16 protein-coding genes are annotated in these 21,206 nt (G+C 72.7%); 7 read left to right on the top strand and 9 right to left on the bottom strand.

What is annotated here, in order from left to right; genetic code table 11:
• Positions 1-3 precede the first annotated feature (3 nt).
• Positions 4-942, bottom strand: coding sequence for a hypothetical protein (locus K1J60_RS21375; RefSeq protein ID WP_220647603.1), 939 nt, complete (start codon positions 940-942; stop codon positions 4-6).
• 274 nt (positions 943-1,216) lie between these two features.
• On the opposite strand from K1J60_RS21375, the gene K1J60_RS21370 reads away from it, so the two are divergent.
• On the top strand, positions 1,217-1,720 hold the full coding sequence (locus K1J60_RS21370) for an SH3 domain-containing protein (protein ID WP_220647602.1): 504 nt from the start codon (positions 1,217-1,219) through the stop codon (positions 1,718-1,720).
• Positions 1,721-1,784: 64 nt separating this feature from the next.
• Here K1J60_RS21370 and K1J60_RS21365 read toward each other — a convergent pair whose 3' ends face one another.
• Positions 1,785-2,279: a hypothetical protein gene (locus K1J60_RS21365; RefSeq protein ID WP_220647601.1), complete on the bottom strand. Its 495-nt coding sequence runs from the start codon at positions 2,277-2,279 to the stop codon at positions 1,785-1,787.
• Positions 2,280-2,400: 121 nt separating this feature from the next.
• Between K1J60_RS21365 and K1J60_RS21360 the strand changes: the two genes are divergently transcribed.
• Both K1J60_RS21360 and K1J60_RS21355 read left to right on the top strand, forming a co-directional pair.
• Positions 2,401-3,627 (top strand): PP2C family protein-serine/threonine phosphatase, encoded by a 1,227-nt coding sequence (locus K1J60_RS21360; RefSeq protein WP_220647600.1) that lies wholly within the window; start codon positions 2,401-2,403, stop codon positions 3,625-3,627.
• A gap of 227 nt (positions 3,628-3,854) precedes the next feature.
• Positions 3,855-5,177, top strand: a complete 1,323-nt coding sequence (locus K1J60_RS21355) for a hypothetical protein (RefSeq protein WP_220647599.1) — start codon at positions 3,855-3,857, stop codon at positions 5,175-5,177.
• 318 nt (positions 5,178-5,495) lie between these two features.
• On the opposite strand, the gene K1J60_RS21350 is transcribed toward K1J60_RS21355, so the two are convergent.
• The 3 genes from K1J60_RS21350 to K1J60_RS21340 all read right to left on the bottom strand — a co-directional run bounded on the left by K1J60_RS21350 (position 5,496) and on the right by K1J60_RS21340 (position 9,845).
• Positions 5,496-6,923 (bottom strand): sensor histidine kinase, encoded by a 1,428-nt coding sequence (locus K1J60_RS21350; protein ID WP_259407850.1) that lies wholly within the window; start codon positions 6,921-6,923, stop codon positions 5,496-5,498.
• On the bottom strand, positions 6,911-7,636 hold the full coding sequence (locus K1J60_RS21345; RefSeq protein ID WP_259407849.1) for a response regulator transcription factor: 726 nt from the start codon (positions 7,634-7,636) through the stop codon (positions 6,911-6,913). The genes K1J60_RS21350 and K1J60_RS21345 overlap by 13 nt, the downstream gene beginning before the upstream one ends.
• A 247-nt stretch (positions 7,637-7,883) precedes the next feature.
• Positions 7,884-9,845: a YncE family protein gene (locus K1J60_RS21340; RefSeq protein ID WP_259407848.1), complete on the bottom strand. Its 1,962-nt coding sequence runs from the start codon at positions 9,843-9,845 to the stop codon at positions 7,884-7,886.
• Positions 9,846-10,156: 311 nt separating this feature from the next.
• Here K1J60_RS21340 and K1J60_RS21335 point away from each other — a divergent pair, with 311 nt between their 5' ends.
• A complete protein-coding gene (locus K1J60_RS21335) occupies positions 10,157-10,942 on the top strand; it encodes a mechanosensitive ion channel family protein (protein ID WP_220647597.1) in 786 nt (261 codons plus the stop codon).
• A 144-nt stretch (positions 10,943-11,086) separates the two neighbouring features.
• On the opposite strand, the gene K1J60_RS21330 is transcribed toward K1J60_RS21335, so the two are convergent.
• Positions 11,087-11,887, bottom strand: a complete 801-nt coding sequence (locus K1J60_RS21330; RefSeq protein WP_259407847.1) for an NPP1 family protein — start codon at positions 11,885-11,887, stop codon at positions 11,087-11,089.
• Between the two features lie 283 nt (positions 11,888-12,170).
• On the opposite strand from K1J60_RS21330, the gene K1J60_RS21325 reads away from it, so the two are divergent.
• From K1J60_RS21325 to K1J60_RS21315, 3 genes are all read left to right on the top strand, one after another.
• On the top strand, positions 12,171-16,169 hold the full coding sequence (locus K1J60_RS21325) for an nSTAND1 domain-containing NTPase (protein WP_220651606.1): 3,999 nt from the start codon (positions 12,171-12,173) through the stop codon (positions 16,167-16,169).
• Positions 16,170-16,483: 314 nt separating this feature from the next.
• Complete coding sequence (locus K1J60_RS21320; protein ID WP_259408299.1) at positions 16,484-17,032, top strand: Uma2 family endonuclease; 549 nt, start codon at positions 16,484-16,486, stop codon at positions 17,030-17,032.
• Between the two features lie 277 nt (positions 17,033-17,309).
• Positions 17,310-18,653: a helix-turn-helix domain-containing protein gene (locus K1J60_RS21315; protein ID WP_220651605.1), complete on the top strand. Its 1,344-nt coding sequence runs from the start codon at positions 17,310-17,312 to the stop codon at positions 18,651-18,653.
• Between the two features lie 265 nt (positions 18,654-18,918).
• Here K1J60_RS21315 and K1J60_RS21310 read toward each other — a convergent pair whose 3' ends face one another.
• The 3 genes from K1J60_RS21310 to K1J60_RS21300 form a co-directional block, all read right to left on the bottom strand.
• Positions 18,919-19,761, bottom strand: a complete 843-nt coding sequence (locus K1J60_RS21310; RefSeq protein WP_220647594.1) for a hypothetical protein — start codon at positions 19,759-19,761, stop codon at positions 18,919-18,921.
• Positions 19,758-20,360, bottom strand: a complete 603-nt coding sequence (locus K1J60_RS21305; RefSeq protein WP_220647593.1) for a SigE family RNA polymerase sigma factor — start codon at positions 20,358-20,360, stop codon at positions 19,758-19,760. Before K1J60_RS21305 ends, K1J60_RS21310 begins: the two co-directional genes overlap by 4 nt.
• Before the next feature lie 113 nt (positions 20,361-20,473).
• Positions 20,474-21,058: a hypothetical protein gene (locus K1J60_RS21300; protein ID WP_259407846.1), complete on the bottom strand. Its 585-nt coding sequence runs from the start codon at positions 21,056-21,058 to the stop codon at positions 20,474-20,476.
• Positions 21,059-21,206 lie beyond the last annotated feature (148 nt).

Below are 21,206 nucleotides of genomic sequence, written 5' to 3'. Positions count from 1 at the left end.
GTGTCAGGCTTGGGCTTGCGTCGGTTTCTCCGTCGGTGTTGGCGGGGGCGTTGCGGGCGCTCGCCGATGTCGCACGAGGTGGCCGGTGAGCCAGGCGGTCCCCGCCACGGTGGTGCCGAGGAGGACCAGCCCCCAGGTCACCGTGCGCAGGGTGGCGGTGAGGGCGTCGTAGACGGCGCCGGCGGCCGCCGGGGAGACGTCCGGAGGCAGGTCGGCGAGCGTGAGGTGGCGCCCGAGGGCCACGGCGACGCCGAGCAGCGCACCGCCGAGCGCCGCGCCGAGACCCGTCGCGCAGACGGCCCGACGGCGCTGCGTCGCGACGAGTACGCCACCGGCGGCCAGCGCGAGCGCACCGACCGGAAGCCAGAACGCGGCGATTTCGAGCACGCGATACCCCTTTCGAAGTGGGACCAGTTCCGCGGCCGACAACACCTCGACCCGGGTGTGCGCGACCGGGATGCGATGGGCGAACGGCACGTGGTCGCGCACGAGCTGACGTTTGACGCGCTCGGCGACCGGCGCGAGGTCGAGCGTCACCGCCCGCGCGCCGCCGACGCCGGGCCCGCGCGCGCCCCCGCCGTCCGCGTCCTCCGCGCGCACCGCCTTCAGCACCGCGTCGTGCGCCGCCCGGTTCACCATGTGCCACGCCGTGCGGAACGCCTCGGTCTGGGTGAAGGAGTGCGCCGCGTCGTGCGTGAACTCCCGTACCGGACGCCGCAGGGGCGGCCCCACCCGGACCTCGCGCAGGATCTCCGAGGCGACCGCGTCCGCGAGCGCCTCCCGTACGTCCGGGTCGGTGGCCAGCGGCGCCATGACCGCCTCGTACCGCGTCCGGTCCGCGAGTTCGTACGTCGCCCACACGGCCAGCGCGCCCACCGGCGTGAGCAGGCAGGCGAGCGCGGTCAGTACGGCCGACAGGGCGCCACGGGCAGGGTGGGACACCCCTCCAGGCAAGACCCCCGCCCACGACCTCGCGAGCGCTCCCGCCCCACGTGACTGCGAATGGCCCCCCAGGACAAGCCGAACGGGGAGGGGGCCTTGCCGGGTCGGCACGTCCGACCGGCGGTGGAGTCCTCTCCGGTGGAGCGCTCACTCGAACGGGTGTTACCTGGAGAAAGAGTGCCAGGGGGTGGCGAAGGGGGAGTCGAGGAGGCAAGGCATGCGTAGCGATCCGCGAACTCCGAGTTCTTTCATGTCCTCGTGCATGTCCTCGTGCATGTCGTCGTGTTCCCCGGCCACTTCGGCCCTGCGGACCCTCGTCGCGGCCGGGATCACCGGTGGTGTGCTCGCGGTGTCGGCGCTCGGGACGACGGCGGCGGCCCACTCCGGCCACGCCGACCGGGACTCCGACGACTCCGTGCGGGGCACGATCGTCGCCCGCGGTGACCTCAACCTCCGCGAACAGCCGACCACGCACTCCCGCGTCGTCGGCTTCCTCGCGCCCGGCAGTCACACCGCCGTCGACTGCGAGGTCCGAGGCCAGAAGGTGTTCGGCGACCCGCACTGGTACTGGCTCGGGGACGCCCGCGGCTGGGTGAGCGCGGTGTACGTCGACACGCACGGCCGCTCGGTGCCGAACTGCACGGACCCGTGCCCGAGCTGGAAGGACTGCGATCCCTGCCAGGACGGGCACGGGAACGGGCACGGGAACGGTTCCGGGTCCGTCTCGTTCACGTGGACCTTCACGGCCTCCGGTACCTGGGAATGGCAGGAGGAGTGAGAGGGAGCGCGAGGACCGGGCGCACCGGGCGCACCGGGCGCACCGGACGGACGGGGTTGACCGGTCAGCGCATGCGGTGGCCCGTCGCGTCCTCGTGGGTGTAGTAGCGGTAGAAGGCCACCGCGAAGACCGCCGCCGCGACGGCGAGGGCCATGATCGTCGAGCGCAGCACGGTGTGCTGGGCGGCCTGACTGTAGAGGAACCCGAACGCGCAGCCCGCGAAGCCGCCCCAGAGGAGGGCGTGCGGTTCGCGCCGCAGCCGGGGTGCCACGGCCTGTACGGCGATGTAGAGCGCCGCGAACACGAACGCGGTCACGAAGCCGAAGAGGACGTTCCAGCCGGTGATGGGGCCGGCGTCGCGGTTCATCGCCGCGGCCCAGTAGCCGTAGACGAGGCCGAGGGCCACGGGCAGGATCCGGTTCGTGAGCCTGTGGGTGCGCTCACTGAAGACATCGGGCGTGGCCGGCCCCGCCGACCTGCCCGGGACCGAGGGACGGCCCGGGACCGAGGGCCTGCCCGGAGTCGCCGGCCGTCCCGGAGTTGGTGCCGATTGAGCCATGGGAGCACTCCTCTCTCTTCCCTCCCCCGCCACTCTCCGCCCCGTCTACCAGAGCACACCTGGGGAGGGCCGCCGGCAAGTCGGGATGCGGGGAGCGTGGGGGCGTGTTTCGCTGTGGGACATGCGGATGCGGATGCCGGTGCCGCTCGGGCGCCGGGAGCCGGACCCCGTCGTGCGGCAGCAGCCGCTGCGGATCCGCGGACGGAACGTCGCCTGGCTGCCGCCACTCGTCGTGCTGCTCGCCGTACCGGTGCTCGACTGGGTCACCGAAGGCGACTTCCGGGTCATCTCCTGGCTGGTGCTCGTGCCGGGCACGGCCGCCGCGGTCTGCCGGGTGTGGACGACGGCGCTGTTCGCGGTCCTCGCGCTGTTCATGTACGCCGTGGGCGACAGCTCCTGGTCCCACCAGGAGCGCACCGGCCTGCCCGACTTCATCCTCGTCGCCCTCGGCGGAGTCCTGTCCGTGCTGGCCTGCGCGGTACGGCTGCGCGGCGAGGAGCGGATGCAGCACATGCGGGCCGTCGTCGACACCACCCGCCGTATCCTGCTGCGCCAGCTCCCGCCGGACGTCGGCGGCCTCGACCACGCCGAGATCTACCTCGCCGCCGACAGCACGGCCCGCGTCGGCGGCGACTTCTACGACATCCAGCCCAGCCCCCACGGCACGCGCGTCGTCATCGGCGACGTCCAGGGCAAGGGGCTCGGGGCGGTGGAGGCGGCCTCCGTGCTGCTCGGCACGTTCCGCGAGGCCGCCTACTACGAGGCCGAACCGGACACCGTGGCCGAGCGGTTGGAGACCCGTATGGTCCGCCATGTGCGCTACTGCGCGCACGTCGGCCGCGCGGACGCCGAACGCTTCGCCACCGCCGTCCTGCTGGACTTCCCCGAACTGCGCAGCGAACGCACCGACTGGGGCCCGGACCTCACCGGCCTCGACACCCTCACCGTGGGCATCGTCAACTTCGGCCACGAACCCCCGTTGGTGCTCTCCCCCCGCAACGTGCGCTTCCTCCCCCTGCGGGACGGACTGCCGCTGGGGCTGGCCGAGTTGGCGCCGCGGGGACCCCGGGCGGTCACCGTGCGGCTCGCCGCCGACGAGACGTTGCTCCTGGTCACGGACGGGGTGACGGAGGCGCGTGACGGTCGCGGGGTCTTCTTCCCGCTCCGCGAGTACCTCACCCGCGCCCTCGCCGCCGGTACGTCCGCCCTCGACCCCGAGTCCCTGGTCCGCCTCGTCCGGGACGGTGTCCTCGCCCATACCGGCGGGGTCCTCGACGACGACACGACGATCTTCGCGGTGCGGCGGGCGTCGGAGCCGATGCGGCGGGCGCCGAGCGCCCCGGAGTGAGCGCTCCCGCCCTGCGCCCACCCCGCTCCTGGTCCTGCTCCTGGCCCTGCGACTGGCCCTGCTTCTGCCGTGCTCCTGCGCTGCTCCTTTCCCCCTTTGCACGCGCAGCGGTTACCGTGCTGGCTGGTGCGGGTGATCGACGGGGAGTCGGCCGGGAGGCCGGCGGGTGTCGATGACCGGCGATGACCGGCGACGACCGGTGACGGCGAGTCGATGGGGAGGGAACGATGCCCGGAACGGTGCTGCTGCTCGCGGCCTCGCCCATGGGCAAGGGATGCCTGGTGGACGCGGCCTCCGTGCTTCCCGTGCTGGCGGCCGTCACGCCCGAGGTGCTGTCCGGCACGGGGACGGCGAACGTCGTGGAACTGGCCGATCCGCTGGAGCCGCAGGCCGTCCTGACGCGGTTGCGCGCGGCGGCCACGGCGCCCGGTCCGCTCACCGTGTATCTCGCCGGGCAGCTGCAACTCGACCGCAAGCAGCGGCTCGTGCATCTGGCGCTGGCGCGCACGACGCCGGCGACCGTCCGGTACACCGCGTTCCCCTGGCACTGGATCGTGGAGGAGCTGAGGCTGCGGACGCCCGGTTCCACGACGCTGTTCGTCGATCTGCACGCCGACGCGGAGGTGTGGCAGCAACTGGCCGGGCGGCCGTTGGCGCTCGGGCCGGGGGTGAGTGTGTACGGGCGGGTCGCGCCGCCGGTCGGAGGGGTGCGGCGGGCGGTGGCCGTGCCGGGGTACATGAAGGCGTTGGCGACGATACTGCGCAGTGGGCAGCGGCCGGAGCCGGCCGTGCTGCACGAGCAGGTGCTCGCCCGGACAGGCGGTTACGGCGACCTGGTGATCTCCTACGACGCGACGGGCTCGGCGCCCGGTGCCACGCTCGGAGGCCTCGCCCCCGCCGACCCCACCCGTTCCCCTTCCCGTTCCCAGGGGGCTCGGCCCGCGGCTCCCGGAAGCCACCCTCCGGCCCCACCCGCGCCGCTCGGCCCACCCACGCCGGCGCGGCTCGCCCCCGCGACGGCCTTCCCCGCGACGGCCTTCCCCACCACCCCGGTGCCGCCGAACGCCCTTCCCGGACCCTCGGCGGCCGGATCGCCCGCGCCCCCGGAGCCTGATGCGGCCGTCGTCGATCCGCACGGTGCCATCAGCGTGGCCGTCGGGGCGGGACGGCATGCCGAGGCCGACGCCCTGGCCGCTCGGTGGGAGCAGGACGCCCTGCGGGAGTTCGGGGACGGGTCGGAGGAAGTGTTGCACTGGCGGGAGGTGCGGGCGGATCTGGCCATGTTCGCGGGCGACCCGGCGGGCAGCTGTGAGGCCTGGATGGGGGTCGCGCGGGCGCGGCTGGCGGCGGGGCGGCCGGCCCGGGACCCGGCGGTCGAGGCCGCGGTCGACCGGGCGCATCATCAGTGGGGACTGATCACGGACACCGTGCGCGCCCATGAACTCGGCGTCGATTTCGTGGAGTTGCGCGAGCGGGTCCCGGGACGACGCGCCGGTGCCCTGGAGCACGCCAGGCAGCATCTGGCCGAACTGCGGCGGCAGCCCGCTTAGGGTCATCAGAAGCGCCCTGGGCCTATTGCCCTGTGAGGTCGGCCCGGCACGTACCCGGTAGGCCGAGCCGGTCGATGAGCCGTCGTTCCGTTCGTCGTAGATCGATGAGCCGTCGATCAGGGCGAGTACCGGGCCGACCTCGGAGGGGAGTTGTACGAGGTCGCTCCGTGTGTGCACACACGGTGGACACCGCACGATGATCACTTAAGCGGTCGTCGCTCCGGAACGGATCGGAGCCGGATCAGAGGTCGATCAGAAACTCCCCATCCGTTGGCAAAGTCCTCCTCCTGCCACAACCGTTGGGCTATGCCGGTCGGTTCACCACGGAGCCGGGATACGGACTCTGAACCAGGCCCCCCGGTGCGACGGCTCGGACGGTTGCAGCGTGACCACGCCTCCGTGGGCTGTCGCGATCGCCGACACGATGCTGAGGCCGAGCCCGCTGCCGGCGGCCCGCGTCTCGTCCCCGCGTACGAAGGGGTCGAAGAGCCGGGCGCGGAGTTCGTCGGGGATGCCGGGGCCGTCGTCCAGCACCTCGATCACCCGGTGACCGTCCTCCGTGCCGAGCCCCAGCGTGGTCGTCGTTCCCGGTGGCGTGTGCACGCGGGCGTTGGCCAGCAGGTTGGCGACCAGCTGGTGCAGCCGCAACGGGTCACCGGTGACCGTGTGGTCGCCGGGGGCCAGCAACAGCCGTACGGGACGGTCGGGGTGGCAGTCGCGGGCGGCGGAGACCGCGTCGCGGCACAGCTGGGCCAGGTCCACGCAGGTCAGGCGGAGGGGCTGGCCGAGGTCCAGGCGGGTCAGCAGCACCAACTCGTCGATGAGCGTGCCCATCCGGCCGACCTCCGTGGTGATCCGGCCGAGCGCCTCCTGCCGCATCGGTTCGTACGCGGGGTCGCCGACCCGGGCGAGTTCGGCGTAACCGGAGATCGTGGTGAGCGGGTTGCGCAGTTCGTGCCCGGCGGCCGCCATGAACTCGCGCAGCCGCCGCTCGGTGTCCTGCCGCTCCCTGACCTCACGGCGACCGAGGCGGCGGGCGCCGAGCAGGACGGTGGCCAGGAGGGGGAGCGCGGCGGCCGTCTCGACCTGGAGCAGGTGGGCGACCGCCTTCCGGTCGTCGGCGGTGGATCTGGCGGTGACGACGTAGCCGCCCTCGTGATTCCGGCCGGTCCCCGTCGTGCGCACCACCTTCGCGCGGTAGCTCTCCCCGAACGCCGAGGGTGAGGACCGGGCCGCGTAGGCCTTCAGCCGGGCGGGCGTGAGCGCCGGGAACGCGGGCAGGCCGGCGGACCCGGGATGACGCTCGACGACCCTGCCCTTCTCGTCGAGGACGAGGACGAGACCGTTCTCGTCGAGGGGCGGGACCGGGAAGATGACCGAAGGGGAGGACGCCGTTGACGTCGCCGATGCGTCCGGAGCGGCCCCCTGCCTCCCGGGGCCGCCGAAGGCGACCGCGCCGTCGAAGCCGCTGGCTCTCGTGATCTCCCGGTCGGTGCGGGCCGTGAGGTGGTGGGCGAGGGTGTGGGCGGAGAGTGCGGCGACGGCGCCCAGCGTGGCGATGGTGGCGATCAGCCAGAAGCCGACGGTGCGTCGGCCGGTGCGGTGGGGGCGGATCGGCTGCTCGACAGGAGGCAGGGGACGCCCGGGAAGGGGGCGGGAGCGCGTGTCGTCCGACGCGAGCAGCCCGACCGCCCGGATGTTCTCCCCCAGCCCGGTGAACCCACTGAAGTCGTTCAGTTGGCGCACAGTTGGTAGCCCACTCCTCTGACCGTTCGTATGAGGGACTGGCCCGGCTCGCCCAGTTTGCGGCGCAGGTAGTAGATGTACGTGTCCACGACACCGGAGCCCTCGTCGCGGTGGTTCCAGACGCGTTCCTGGATCTGCCGCCGGGACAGGACGCGGCCGGGGTTCTCCATGAGGTAGCGCAGGAGGGCGAACTCGGTGGTGGTGAGGTCGACGGGGCGGCCGTCGGCCCAGACCTGGTGGGCGTCGGCGTCGAGCTGGACCGCGCCGGCGCGGAGGCGGTTGCGGTCGGGGTGGCCGCCACCGGCCCGGCGCAGCAGGGCGCGGACGCGGGCGGCGACCTCCTTCAGCTCGAACGGTTTCGTCACGAAGTCGTCCCCGCCCATGTCCAGGCCGCGCACCCGGTCGTCGACGCCGCCGAGGCCGGTGAGGAACAGCACGGGCACCGCGTTGCCCCGGTCGCGCAGGGTCCGGCAGACCTCGAAACCGTTCAGGTCGGGGAGGTTGACGTCGAGGAGGATCAGGTCGGGGTCGTACCGGGTGACGGCCTGCAGCGCCTGGCGTCCCGTCGCGGCGGCGGTCACCTGATGGCCGAGGAACTCCAACGCCATGGTGAGCATGGAGCGGATCCCCTCCTCGTCGTCCACGACGAGCAGTCGCCCCGCCGAACCGGCGGGCGGGACTGTTGAAGAGGCGGCGGGCACAGGCGTGGTCATGTCCTGTTCCTTTGCGACCGTGACCCCAAGTTGAGGTCTCAAGTTCGAACAGGGTCGTATCGTCACACGTACCCGCAGGTAAGGGAGAGTTCTTTCGGGACCATACGGAACCGCTCGTTCCCCACGACTCGCCGGCGGCGCGCGCCGCCGGTACGTCCGCCGTCGTGACACACCGGTGGCCCGCGGCGTCGGACGTCGCGGGCCACCGGGTGTGGAGATCGCCCCCGGCCGGGGGCGACCCCGCGTGCTAGCTGGTGTAGATGAAGTACTTCCAGGCCCCGTACGTCGTGGTGTTGACGTTGTCGCCGGATGTCGTGTCGTGGTACTCCGAGCGGAAGCGGAGGCGGACGTTGGTGGTGGGCGTGCCGGTGAGGGTCACGTCGGACTTGCCCGCCGTGCCGAGGGGGAAGTAGTCGGTGCCCCAGTCCCGCCAGGCGCCGTCGTAGTGGAACTGCAGCTGGAGCCGCTGCTTGCGCTCCGGGTAGTACGACATCGTGGTCTTCAGGACCGGGTCCTTGGACTTGTGGATGTAGTGGTACTTCTGGCCCCAGGCCGTCCGGGTCTTGTAGTGGCCCGAGATCGACGACGAGATGGCGACCTTGGTGTAGACGGTGTTGGTGACCGTCTTCGCCTTGTAGCGCGCGTCGCCCGCGAACTTCACCGAGAGCTTGGTGTCCCGCTTGAGGTCGACGGTGACCGACAGGTTGCCGTTCGAGTTGACCGTCCCCGACTTCACCAGCTTGTTCGGCCTGTCCGAGCCGTAGGGGTCGGCCCAGATCTCGACCTTGCGGTTCTTGTAGGTCGTGCCGAGGTGCGCGGTGAACTTCACGTCCGCGCCGTACGCGTACGTCTTGCGGTTCTTGTCCAGCGTCAGCGTCGGCGTCGCCCGGGAGACCTCGACGGTGTCGGAGGCGGACGCGGCGGTGTGCTGTGCGTCGCCCGCGTACGACACCTTGTAGGTGACCTTGCCGCCGGCCGGCGGGGTGTCCGTGAAGGAGAACTTGCCGCCGGTGCCCAGCGTCTTGGTGCCGAGCGACTTGCCCTTCGGGGACTCCATGTCGGTACGGGTGACCGTGAGCGGGGTGCCGGCGGGCAGCGCGAGGCCCGAGGTGAGCTTGCCGGAGACCGTGAGCGACTTGGCGCGGGTGGCGGTGGCCGGGGCGCTCACGGTGAGCGTGCCGGCGTACTTGCGGGGCTCGTCGAGCGCGTGGAACTCGATGTTCGCGCCCGACCCGCTCAGCACGAACAGCTTGGCGCCGTCGTGCGACCAGCTCAGGTAGTGACCGTTGAACGGCATCCAGCTGTGCGAGAGGTTGCGCACGCTGGGCGGCTGGGCCGCGCCGCCGCTGAAGACGTAGGTGTCACCGGTGTCGTCGGTGTCGAGGACGGTGGCCGCGACCGTGCCGTCCGGGGCCACCGAGACCGTCTGCGGCTCGGAGGGCACCGGGTAGGTGCGCACCTGCTCCAGGTCGGAGAGCCGGTACTCGGTCAGCGCGTTGTTGCCCGGCCCCGCCACGACGACCGACTGGCCGTCCGGGGTGAGGACGGCGTCCTTGTAGAAGCCGCCCTTCTCGGCGGAGGCGCGGATCACCGGTGTGCCGGAGGTGGTGTCGTAGACGACGATCGGGGCGGAGCTGATGCTGTCGTCGAGGGCCAGCAGGGTGCCCGGGTTGTCGGGGTCCGCGTAGAGCTTCGGCGGGTCGGACCAGTCGTGGCCGGCCGCGAGGTCCAGGCTCACCGTCGGCGTCTCGGCGGTCAGGTCGACCGCGCCGAGCCCGGAGTCCCAGTCGCGGCCCCAGCCGAAGTACAGCTTGCCGTCGGCGAGGGCCAGCCGGGAGGGCTCGCTGTTCTCGCCGGTCGGGTACTCCGCGCGCTGCGTGAAGTACTCGGTGTCGATGGCGACGATCTTGTCGGCGTCCGGGAGCGCGGCGTACAGCGTGCTCCCGTCCGGGCTCAGTTCGAGGTCGCGCACGCCGGTCAGACCGGCGATCGTGGCGACGACGTCGCCCCGGTAGTCGGCGACGACGACACGGTTGCCGTACGGGTCGGAGAAGAAGACGTGCTGGTGGGTGCCGTCGACGACGGTGTCGTCCGCCCAGTCCGACAGCGCGATGGGCTTGGTGGTGTCGGCGGACGCCACCGGCGCGACCGCGAGCGCGGCCGAGCTGAACAGGACTGCCAGCGCGGTGGCAGCCGGAAGAGTGCGCATACGCACAGGTTTCGAACCCCCCGGAACGAAAGAAGTGGGCGCGTCGTCGCGCGGGGCCGGTGTGTTCGACCTGTGCGGCGCGTGTGACGCGTGAGCGAAGACTAAGTCATGCCTCTGACAAGAGGGTCACAGGGGGTGGTAGGGAACTCAACGCCTTTACGGGACGGACGTCCACTCCGGCGCACGCGCCCTCCGCGCACCCCGCGCGCGGTCACCCGAACGGCCCTGAGCGCGCCGTCACCCGGTCGGCCCACTGCTATCCACAAGGGGAGGGGACGTATCCGACGTACCCGCGAAGGGGAGAACCACCCATGGTCAGCCTGTCCGTCGACCTGTCCGTCGACTTCACCCGGGGCTTGAACGACGCCTGGTCCAAGGTCGCGCAGTTCGTACCGCAACTCGTCGCCTTCCTCGTCATCCTGGTCGTCGGCTGGTTCGTCGCGAAACTGGTCTCCCGTGTCGTCGACCGCGTCCTGCGCAAGGTCGGCTCCGAGCGCCTCTCCGAACGTGCCGGAACGTCTCGGCTGCTGCGGGACTCCTCGTACGACCTGACCGGCATCCTCCGCCGGATCGTCTACTACGCGCTGATGCTGATGACCCTGCAGTTCGCGCTGGGCGTCTTCGGTCCGAACCCCGTCAGCGCGCTGATCGGCGACATCGTGGGCTGGCTGCCGCGCGCCGTCGTCGCCGTGGTCCTCGTGGTCGTCGCGATGGCCGTCGCGGGCGCGGTGCGCCGGATCGTCGGGGGCGCGCTCGCCTCCCTCTCCTACGGCCGCGCCCTCGCCACCGCCGTCTGGGCCTGCGTCGTCGGCCTCGGCGGCATCGCCGCGCTCGGCCAGGCCGGCATCGCCCAGGACGTCACCCGGCCGGTCCTCTACGCGGCGCTCGGCACCGTCGCCGGCATCCTCGTCGTCGGTGTCGGCGGCGGCCTGATCGGACCGATGCGGCAGCGCTGGGAGCGGATGCTGACCACGGTGGAGCGGGAGACCGTCCAGGCCCGGGGCAGCGTGGCGGCGTACCGGGCGAGCCGGGAGGGGACCATCGGCCACCAGGCCGGCTCCCGCGAGCGGGCGGACACGGCGAGCACCGAGAGCTGAACACCACCTGGACACCATCTGAACACCCCTGGACACCACGCATGACGGCGGCGGCGCCCGGCCCTCGATCGAGAGCCGGGCGCCGCCGTCGTCGTCGTTCCTGTGCGCCGCCACTGCGGCTGCCGTCGCCGTCGCGCAGACGGGTCAGCCCGCGCCGTTCGGGTCGAAGGCGATGCCCGCGGGCTTGGCGCGGCTCAGCTCGGTGGTGAAGCGGCCGTCCTTCAGCGGGAAGTTGGCGTCGCCCCAGGTGGCGTTCTGCATACGGGTCTGGAGGTCCGCCGTCCACGTGTTGCTCGTGCCCGGGTAGCTGTTCCAGCTGACCAGCCCCGGGAAGTCCCAGCCGCCGTTGCCCCAGGCCTCCGCCGTCTCACCGGACTTGGCGAAGCGGAAGGCGTGGGTGAGCGCGCCGTCCTTGTGGTAGACGACCTTCAGCCGGACCCCGTCCTTCGGGACCGAGGCGAACGTGGTGGTGGAGTAGCCGCCGTGCGCGGAGACGGACACGTACTCCGGCGTGCTCGCACCCTGCCGCACCCAGACCACCGAGGCCTCCCAGTCGTGCCGGTGCGAGGTGGCGGTGCAGTCGGCGCAGCTCATGTCCTTCTCGAAGTACAGGGTGTAGACGATGCCGCACCACCCGTTGTTGCACTTCACCCGCGAGTACGTGTTGGCCTTGCCGAGGTGGCCCGAGCGGCACTGGCCGGTGACCGGCCCGCTGTCGTCGAGGCCGCCGTTGAGAGTGCCGCTCGCATTGATCGCCGCAGCCGGGAAGCAGCTGTCGGAGTCGTAGTCGAAGACCGGCTGGAACGTCTTCTGGAAAGAGGTCGTGCTCTCGTTCAGCGGGGTCAGCACGGCCGCGTGCGCGCTGCCGGTGAACCCGATGGTCAGGGCGACGGCGGTGCCCGCGACCGCCGCGGCCCTGCCGAGGCGGCCGAGGCGCGATCGCACGGACTCCGTGGACCTCTTCGTAGCGTGGGACATCAGCGGTTTCACTCCACTCGGCTCAGCGTGGGGGACGCCGGTGATCCGGCTCTGCGGGACCGAGGCTGACAAGCGGAGAATTGATCGGCACCTACTTCGACAGGGGCAATCAACTCGAAGACAAGGCTCCCGAGTTGTTCGACCGGACGTACGGCCCCTGTCATCAGCACCACACTTCGCGCGCTCAGGGTTACGCGTGTCAACCTGCGTACGTATGGTGATCGCCGCTTGAACGGAAGTGGGTGAACCTGTGGGGCGTCCCGAACGACCGGTGGACCCGGGGGCCGGGCCCGTGCAGCGCCTCGCCCACGAACTGCGGGAGTTGCGCCGCGCCGCGGGCAGCCCGTCCTACCGGGCGATGGCCGAGGACGCGGGCTTCTCCGCGACGACCCTCTCCCAGGCGGCGGCCGGCGAACGGCTGCCCTCCCTCGCCGTCGTCCAGGGCTACGTCCGGGCCTGCGGCGGCGACCCGGCCGAGTGGGAGCCGCGCTGGAAGGAGGCCGAGGACGAGGCCGGCGCCGCCGTCGTCGAGGACTGCGGGGACCACCCGGCGCCGTACCGGGGCCTCGCCCGCTTCGAACCCGACGACCACGCGCTGTTCTTCGGCCGCGACCGGCTGGTGCAGGAGTTGGACGACCTGGTCGACGCCCACCGCGTCGCGGCCGTCTTCGGCGCCTCCGGCAGCGGCAAGTCGTCCCTGCTGCGCGCCGGGTTCCTGCCCCGGCTGCGCGAACGGATCGCCGGACGCGAGTGCGTCTCCGTGCTGCGGGTGTTCACCCCGGGCGCCCGCCCGGCGGAGACGTACGGGCATCTGCTGACCGTGGCCGACGGCGAGCCGGACAGCTGGGTCGTGGTCGACCAGTTCGAGGAGGTGTTCACGCTCTGCCGGGACGAGACGGAGCGCGCCCGCTTCCTCGACCTGCTGCTGACCGCCCGCGACCCGGACTCCCGGCTCCGGGTCCTCATCGCCGTGCGCGCCGACTTCCACGCCCGCTGCGCCGAACACCCCGGCCTCGCGGAGGTGCTGCGCCACGCCGGACTGGCCGTCGGCCCGATGACCGCCGACGAACTGCGTGAGGTGGTGGTAAGGCCCGCGCAGGCGGCCGGACTGCTGGTGGAACGTTCCCTCGCCGCGACCGTCGTCGAGGAGGTCCAGGGCCGGCCCGGCGCGCTGCCCATGCTGTCGCACGCCCTGCTGGAGACCTGGCGCCGCCGCCGGGGCCGCATGCTGACGACCGCCGCGTACGAGGCGGCCGGCGGCCTCAACGCCGCGATCGCGGCCAGCGCGGAGGCCGTGTACGGGGAACTGTCCCCGTCCCAGGCCACGGCCGCCCGGCAGTTGCTGCTGCGGCTGGTCGAACCGGGCCGGGGCACCGTCGACACCGGGCGCCCGCTGACCCGGGACGAGCTCTCGGAGTGCCCCCACCCCGACATCCCCGTGGTCGCCGAACGGCTCGCCCGCGCCCGGCTGTTGACCGTCGACGAGGAGGGTGTCCGCCTCGCCCACGAGTCGCTGATCGGCTGCTGGCCCCGGCTGCACGGCTGGATCGACCAGGACCGCGAACGGCTGCGCCACCACCGACAGCTCACCGAGGCCGCCCGCGCGTGGCTGGAGCACGACCGCGACCACGGCACCCTCTACCGGGGGACCCGGCTGGCCCGGGCGGAGGAGGTGTTCCCCGGCCATGTCGGCGACCTCGCGCTCACCGAGGTCGAACGGGCCTTCCTCACGGCCGCGTTCGACGCCCGGGAGGCCGAGCGGCGGGCCGCCGCCCGCACCACGCGCCGCTCCCGGACCCTGGTGGGCGCGCTCTCCGCGGTCCTCGCGGTGGCGCTCGTCGCGGGGCTCGCTGCCTGGCGGCAGCGCGACGACAACCTGCTCCAGCGCACCCAGAACACCGCGCGCCGGGTCGCCGCCGTCGCGGACGGCCTGCGCACCACCGACCCGCGCGCCGCGCTCCTCCTCGGCGTCGCCGCCTGGCGCATCGCCCCGCTCCCGGAGACCCGACGCGCCCTCCTCGGCTCCCTCGCCCAGCCGGAGGTGGACGCCTTCAGCGACCCCGCATCCGGCTACTCCTCCCAGCGGTTCCTCGCCGACTCCGGCCGCACCCTCCTCAGCGTCGACGACCGCACCTGGCAGACCTGGAACCTCGGCACCCGCCGCGCCACCGCCTCCGGCCGCCTCCCGTCCGGCGAGGTCCTGGCCGCGGGCCCGGACGCCCGCGTCCTCGCCATCTCGACGACGACCGGGTCCGGGGACGGGAGTGGGGAGGGGAGCGGTGGTGGGAGTGGTGGCGGATACGGGCACGGAGGCGTCCGGCTGTGGGACGTGCGCGCCGACCGGTGGACCGGGGGTGCGCCCCTGCCGTCCGGCGGGGAGGAGATCGCGTTCGGGGCGAGCGGGCGGAGTTATGTCGTGGGGGAGGGTGTCGCTGCCGGGCCTGCCGGGCCTGCCGGGTCTGCCGGGTCTGCCGGGTCTGCCGGGTCTGCCGGGTCTGCCGGGTCTGCCGGGTCTGTGGGTTCTGCGGGCGGGCGGGTGCAGGTGCGGTCCGTTGTGGACGGGGCCGTGTTGTTCGAGGCGCGGGGGGCCACTCCGGAGAACGTGGCGCCCAGTGGGGACGACCGGCGGGTGGTCGTGTGTCCGGCCGGGAAGGCGCCGCGTGTTCTGGAGGTGCACGGGCGGCGGGTGGTGCGCGGCTCGTGGGAACGGGCGCGCGGGGTCTGCGGCGTCGACTCGGCGGTGGTCTTCGGCGCGGACGGCCGCTTCGCGGTCGTGGGCGACGGCGAGGTACGGGTGTGGGACGCCGCTACCGGTGACCGGGTGGCCGAACTCCATGACCCCGGCGTGCGCTACGCCGCGTTCAGCCGGGACGGCGGCTTCCTGGCGACCGCCGGTTCCGCCGACGAGATCCGGGTGTGGCGGCTGTCGTCACCGGCCGCCCCCGTCCTCCGGCACCCCCTCAACAACCAGCAGCTGCGCGGCGGCCTCGCCTGGGACCCGGGAGCTCCCGTCCTGCGCTACCTGGAGGGCGGCACCGCCCACACCCTCGATCTGACGACCACCGTCACCACGGCCTGGCGCGACCGCCCCGTGGACGGGGTGCTGCTGAGCCCGGACGGCCGCCTGTTCGCCACAGCCACACGGACGGCCCCTGGCACGCCGACCGGCACCGGGAGCCGGGGTGATGGAGGAAGCGGCGCCGGCAAGGCGAGCCGCGAGGGCAGTGGCGTCGGATTCCGTTTCGAACTCCGCGCCACTCGCGACGGCCGCCTGATCCGCACCCTGCCGTCGGTGCCGACTCCCTCGCCACCGCCCTCCGACGAGTCGCCGGTCGGCTCCTCCGAGCGGCTCGCCCCGGCCGACGTCGTCCCCCGGATGGCGTTCAGTCCCGACGGCGGCAGGTTCGCCTACGGGGTGACCGGACCCGGTGTGCGGGCCGCGCCGCAGTGGTTCACCGTCTGGAATGTCACCCGGAACCGCGAACAGAGCGTGCTGGACCTGGGCCGTACCCGGTCCGGCACGGAGGTGACGGCGCTGGCCCTGACCTCCGACGGCCGCACCCTCTTCACCACCCGTACCTCGGCCGACGGCGAGCCGAGCGACGAGCAGTGGGACACGGGGACCGGCAGCCGCACCGACACCCCCACCGGGCGGGGCCTGGCCGGCACCCGCCTCGCGCTCAGCCCCCGCGACGAACTGGTCGTCGGGGACAACCGGGTGGCCCGCGGTGGCACCGGACGCAGCGTCGCGCTGGACCTCGTCCAGGGGGACCACGTCAGCGCGCTGGCGTTCAGCCCGGACGGGAGCCGCGTGGCGGCCGGCGACCGCACCGGCCGGGTCGCCCTGTGGGACGGCGACCTGCGCCGCCGGGCCGGTGTCCTGCGCAACGTCTTCCCGGCCCCGCTCGGCGACACCCCGGAGGCGGTCAGCGCCCTCGCCCTCAGTCCCGACGGCCACACCCTCGCCGTCGGCGGCGACGCCGGCACCGTCCAGCTCTGGGACACCTCCACCCAACAGCCCCTGGGCGGCCCGCTCCCCTCCCCCGGCGAGCGCATCGCCTCACTCGCCTTCAGCCCCGACAACGCGACCCTCTTCGCGGGCGGCGGTCACGTCCCCCTCCACCGCCACACCGTCGCCCCGGCCCGCACCGTCGTCCACGTCTGCGCCCGTGCCGGTGAGGAGGACCTGACGAGGGGCGAGTGGGACACGTACGTACCGGACGCCCCGTACCGACGGGTGTGCGGCTGAGGGGCGTACCCGAGCAGCCCCCAGCAGCGCCGCCCGGCTGGCCCACGGCACCCGCCCGACCATGCGCGAGCACGCGCGACGGCGGCGGCCCTGGCCGACGGCGACGCTCCGCAGAGAAACGTAACAGCACGCTCGTTCGAGTGAATGGCTTCGGATCCCGGTGCAGGCTTCCGGCCTACGCTGAGAGGGTCGCGCTGAGCGAACGGAGGTCTGTCATGCCGACGGCGGAGCCGATCATCATGCCGGGGTACCAGGGCGAGTACATTTACGGTCCCTATGACGACCCTGACGGCGAGTACGAGGAGCCCTTGCGTATGGGCGGCGTAAGCGTGGAGCAGGCCTTCGAGTTGTTCAGTGCGGCGGCCCCCGAGGGCTGGCGCGTGGAGCTGATCGAAGGGGAGATCTGCGTGACACCTCCGGCCAACGGGGAGCACGAGGAGATTGTGTCGGAGGTCAACCATCAGGTCGGCCGGAAAGTCCACGATGACTCGCTGCGGAACTTCACCGGCATCGGCCTGACCGTCCCCGGCTCCTCCGCGACAGGTCATGTCGTGCCTGACCTGGTCATCGCTCCCAAGGGAAGCTTCGGCGACCAGGAGGAGTGGCACGACCCCTCCCCCGTCCTGCTCGTCGCCGAGGTCACCTCCGACAGCACGGCCATCCACGACCGCGAGAAGAAGATCCGTGGCTACGCCCGCGCGGGCATCCCCGTCTACCTCCTCATCGACCGGGAGGAGGGGCAGGTGACCGTGTACTCGGAGCCCTCCGGCGACGAGTACGCCAAGGGCGCCCAGCACAAGATGGGTCTTGCCGTTCCCCTGCCCTCGCCCCTCGGCTTCGACCTGGACACCGCCGAGTTCTGAGCCGACGGAGGGCGACCGACCCCTGTCAGCGGGGGAACGCGTTGGCCGCCGTCATCAGTGCGGTGATCGCGAGGAGCGCGGCGGCGACGGAGCGGGCGTGGCGGGTGAGCAGGTCTCGGATCACGGGGACCTCCCTGCGGCTGACCGGGTGAGTTAAGCGCACTTAACGCGTCACTTAACGTAAGGCTTTGGCCTGCCAACGGCAAGAGGACGTTGGGGAGTTGGGCAAAAAGGCCGGTGTAAGCGGGGTTACTGGCATGCTTACGTCATGGCAGGCATGGCCGAGCGTGACGACCCCGAGGTCATCGGGCGCAGAGTGCAGCAACTGCGGACGGAACGGGGCCTCACACAGCGGCAGTTGGCGGAACCGGCGTACACCCCGGCGTACATCTCGACCCTGGAGGCCGGCCGGGTACGGGCCTCGGAACCCGCGCTGCGGCATATCGCCGAACGGCTCGGCATCGGCTACGACGAACTCGCCACCGGACGCCCCGCAGGCTTCGCCACCGAGCTGCGGCTCCGGCTGACCGGCGCCCAGCGCACGCTCGCCAGCGGTGCCGGCGAGGCCGCCGCCGAGGGGTTCACGGTCGTCCTGGCGGAGGCGGAGGAGTACGGCCTCGTCGCCGAGCAGGCCGACGCGCTGCTCGGCCTCGGTGAATGCGCCCTGGAGACCGGTGACCTGGAGACCGCCCAACTGCGGTTCGAGCAGGCCGAGCAGCGGCTCGGCGACGCCACGCTGCCGGCCCGTGTCCCCGCCCTGCGCGGCCGCGCGACCGCCCACTACCTCGCCGGTGAACTCCGCTACTCCTGCTATCTGTACGAGTCGACGCTCGACGAGCTCAACCGCAACGGCATGCACGACCCCGACGCCCTGCTCCTCCTCTACACGGGTGTCATCGCCCCCTACATGGACATGGGCGCCCACGCCCGCGCCGCCCAGGCCGCCGAGCTGGCCCTCGCGCTCGCCCCGCAGTCCGGTGACCCGGCTCTCGTCGCCCGTATGCACCGCTCGGTCGCCCGGGCGATGATCGCCGAGGGGCGGATCGCCGAGGCCGACGCGTCCCTCGCCAAGGCCTCCGAGCTCTACCGGCAGCTTCAGATCCGCACCGAGCTGGCCAACTGCCACTGGATGCGCGGCTACCTCCACGCCCAGAACGGCGACTACGCCCGCGCCGAGGAGGAACTGCGCGAGGCCCGCCGGATGCTCTCCGCCAAGCGTGCCGCCCTCTACACCAGCCAGGTAGCCGTCGAACTCGCCGACGTGCTGCACCGCCGGGGCAAGTCCGAGGAGGCCGCCGAACTGCTCCACGAGGTCCTCAGCGACCTCAGCTCCGAACGCGGCGCCCTGCACTCCGCCGCCGCGCACCGTCTGCTCGGCATCATCGCCGAGGACCGGCGGGACGCGGACGCCGCCGAGGAGCACTACGTACGGGCGCTGAGCCTGCTGGAGCGGGCCGGTGCCGCCGGTGACCTGGCCGACCTGTGCCGCTTGCTCGGGGACCTGTACCGCCGCACCGGCCGCGTCGAGGCCGCCCTCGACGCCTACCGCACGGGCCTCGGCCACCGCACGGCCCCCGGCACCACGACGCTCGGCCCGGCGCCCGCACAGCCGCCTCTTTGACGATTCCGGTCCACCGCACAGCCCCGCTCCATACCGTCCGGCTCCTCGTCTCCTGCCGCGCCGCCGACGCCAGCCCCTACAGGGTCGAGATCCGGGGCGCCGACGCCCGGCCGCCGACACCGGGGTCACCGTCACCGGCACCTGGCACCCGAGGGAGCGCCGGCATCGGGCGAGGCCTGGCCCCCGGTCCTGGACGCCGCTTCGGTGCGGCGGGCGGCAGAGCCGGAGAACCCGTACGAGAAGCGGTGACCCCGTGCCCGTGGGCTCAGCCGAGGTCCTGCGAGGCGACCACGCCGCCGTCCTTGTCGTACACCGTGACCTTGCGGGTGATGCCCCGCAGGTGCTCGGGGTTCGAGACGCCCTCCCCGACGGTCGCGAGCAGGTACCAGCCGCCCCACTCCTTGTTGCGGGCCAGCCGGACGACCGTGCCGTCGAAGATCCTGCCGTCGTACAGCTCGATCCGTACGCCGGCCGCCACGGTCGGGCCGCCGTGGTACACGCCGGTGAGGAAGACCTTCTCGGGGCCCCGCGGGGTCTCCTGCACCGAGACACCGGGCCGGCTCATGTCGATGTTGCCGTCGACCACGCTGCGGAACTCGGGTACCTCGGAGACGCCGGGCGTGTCCCCGTACTTGCCCTCCTCCGTCAGCCAGATCCGGGTGCCGTCGCCGATGCGCACCTTCTCGCCCGGCTCGACGACCCGCACCAGCCCGGTCACGGGGGTGGAGAGACGTGTGGGCGGCGGCGAGGCGGAGGCGCTCGGCTTCGGGTTCGGCGGGGCCATGGGCCGCACCGTGGCCGAAGGGCCGTCGGGGCGAAGGGCCACCACCGCCACCAGCGGGAGCAGCAGCAGCCCGCAGCCCGTGCTCAGCGCGGCGACCCGGCGTCGTCGCCGACGGCTGCGGCCCTCCCGCTCGATGGCCTCCAGCGGTACGGGCGGAGGCGTGAGCTGGTACGCGGCCTCGGCGAACGCCGCACGCAGCCGCCGCCCGGTGTCGCCGATTCCTGCCTCTACCCCCGTCCCTGCTTCCGCTTCCGCTTCCGCTTCTGTTTCTGTGCCTGTTTTCGCTGCGGTGTCCGGGCCGGTCCCGGAGGTCGGGTGGTTCATGGGCGGGCTCCGGGGACGGGTGAGGGTGGCGCCGGGACGAACGGGAGGGAGGGGACGGAGCCGTGGCCGCGGCGGTCCGCGTGGGCCGCGTCGGCGAACTCGGGGTGGGCGCGCAGCGCTTGCAGCCCCCGGCGCACATGGGTCTTGACCGTGCCGAGCGAGCAGCCCAGCAGCTGGGCGATCTCGCTCTCGCTGAGGTCCTCCCAGTAGCGGAGCACCAGCACGGACCGCTGCCGGGCCGACAGCGCGGCCAACGCCTGTGTGACGGCGACCCGTTGGGCGATCGACTCGGCGTGCCCGGCGTGCCGCTCGTGCACCCGCTCGGGCAGGAACGGGGTCAGCAGGTGCGCCACGCGTCTCTTCCGTACGCGGCTGATGTTGTTGTTCACCAGCGAGCGCCGTACGTAGAAGTCGACGTCGTCGCGGGGTATGCGCCGCCAGCGGGCGTACACCTTCGCCAGGGTGGTCTGCACGAGGTCCTCGGCCTCGTGGAAGTCGCCGGTCAGCATGTGCGCGGTGCGCACCAGACGGGGCCAGGCGGCGGTGGCGTACGCGGCGAAGTCGCCGGCCTCCGGTGCTCCGGGTTTCTCCTGCGGCACGGGCGACGGTCCTCGGGATCGGGAACAGGAACGGGAACGACAACGGGACAGGAAAGGGGAGCGGGCGGTGCGGGAGCGGGACGGTCACGCCCGCTCCCGCACCGCACGGCGGGTCAGCGCAGGCGCAGCTGGGAGTAGACGCCGCCCTTGGTGTCGAGGACGGTCACGCCGCGCAGGAACTCCTGCCCGTCGTCCACCGCGGGCAGGTCGGCGATGGCGTACCAGACGCCCCAGCCCGGCTTGCCCGGCAGCTCGATCAGTTGGCCGTGGACCGTGCCCGTGCTCGTCCGCACCGCCACGCGGGAGGCGGTTCCCTTGCCCCCGTAATAGACGCCGGAGAGGTAGTAACGCCCCTCGAAGGCGGACGCCTGGAGCGACACTCCGGGCCGGCTCCGGTCGATGTTGCCGTCGACGACGCTCCGGAACTGCGGGAAGTCGGGCAGGTCCGGCTCCAGCCAGTGCTTGCCCTCCTCCGTCATCCAGAACTCGAATCCCGGCGCGGCGACGACGTGTTCACCGGCCTGGACGATGCGCGGAGTCGGCGCCTTCCTGGCCACCGCCGAAGCGGCAGCGGCCTCCGCCACCGCCACCGTCGTACCGGCGCCGTGCGCCGCCTCCCCCCGCGAGGCGGCGTACGACGTCGTAGACGCCCCCGCCAGCAGCGTGGTCAGCGCTGCGGCGGCGACGAGTGTGTGCATCCGTGCCATGGTCATGAACGGACGACCCCCAAAGGTGTGTTGGTCCAGGTGCTTGGTCTGACACTCCTGAAACCCGGGAGGCCTACGGGACGGATGACACCGGCGGGACATTTTCTTCCGGCTCCCTCCCGGCGGCCCTCTCTCGGCG

It is taken from the genome of Streptomyces akebiae (genome assembly GCF_019599145.1).
GTDB classification, from domain to species: Bacteria; Actinomycetota; Actinomycetes; order Streptomycetales; family Streptomycetaceae; genus Streptomyces; species Streptomyces akebiae.
Note: the sequence above shows the minus strand (reverse complement) of the source record. Positions and strands in the feature narration are given on the sequence as shown.

Excerpts from the sequence above, each read along its gene's own strand:
- K1J60_RS21370 (WP_220647602.1), top strand. The coding sequence starts at position 1,217 with ATGTCGTCGTGTTCCCCGGCCACTTCGGCCCTGCGGACCCTCGTCGCG.
- K1J60_RS21365 (WP_220647601.1), bottom strand. The coding sequence starts at position 2,279 with ATGGCTCAATCGGCACCAACTCCGGGACGGCCGGCGACTCCGGGCAGG.
- K1J60_RS21360 (WP_220647600.1), top strand. The coding sequence starts at position 2,401 with ATGCGGATGCGGATGCCGGTGCCGCTCGGGCGCCGGGAGCCGGACCCC.
- K1J60_RS21355 (WP_220647599.1), top strand. The coding sequence starts at position 3,855 with ATGCCCGGAACGGTGCTGCTGCTCGCGGCCTCGCCCATGGGCAAGGGA.
- K1J60_RS21345 (WP_259407849.1), bottom strand. The coding sequence starts at position 7,636 with ATGACCACGCCTGTGCCCGCCGCCTCTTCAACAGTCCCGCCCGCCGGT.
- K1J60_RS21340 (WP_259407848.1), bottom strand. The coding sequence starts at position 9,845 with ATGCGCACTCTTCCGGCTGCCACCGCGCTGGCAGTCCTGTTCAGCTCG.
- K1J60_RS21335 (WP_220647597.1), top strand. The coding sequence starts at position 10,157 with ATGGTCAGCCTGTCCGTCGACCTGTCCGTCGACTTCACCCGGGGCTTG.
- K1J60_RS21320 (WP_259408299.1), top strand. The coding sequence starts at position 16,484 with ATGGGCGGCGTAAGCGTGGAGCAGGCCTTCGAGTTGTTCAGTGCGGCG.
- K1J60_RS21315 (WP_220651605.1), top strand. The coding sequence starts at position 17,310 with ATGGCCGAGCGTGACGACCCCGAGGTCATCGGGCGCAGAGTGCAGCAA.
- K1J60_RS21310 (WP_220647594.1), bottom strand. The coding sequence starts at position 19,761 with ATGAACCACCCGACCTCCGGGACCGGCCCGGACACCGCAGCGAAAACA.
- K1J60_RS21300 (WP_259407846.1), bottom strand. The coding sequence starts at position 21,058 with ATGCACACACTCGTCGCCGCCGCAGCGCTGACCACGCTGCTGGCGGGG.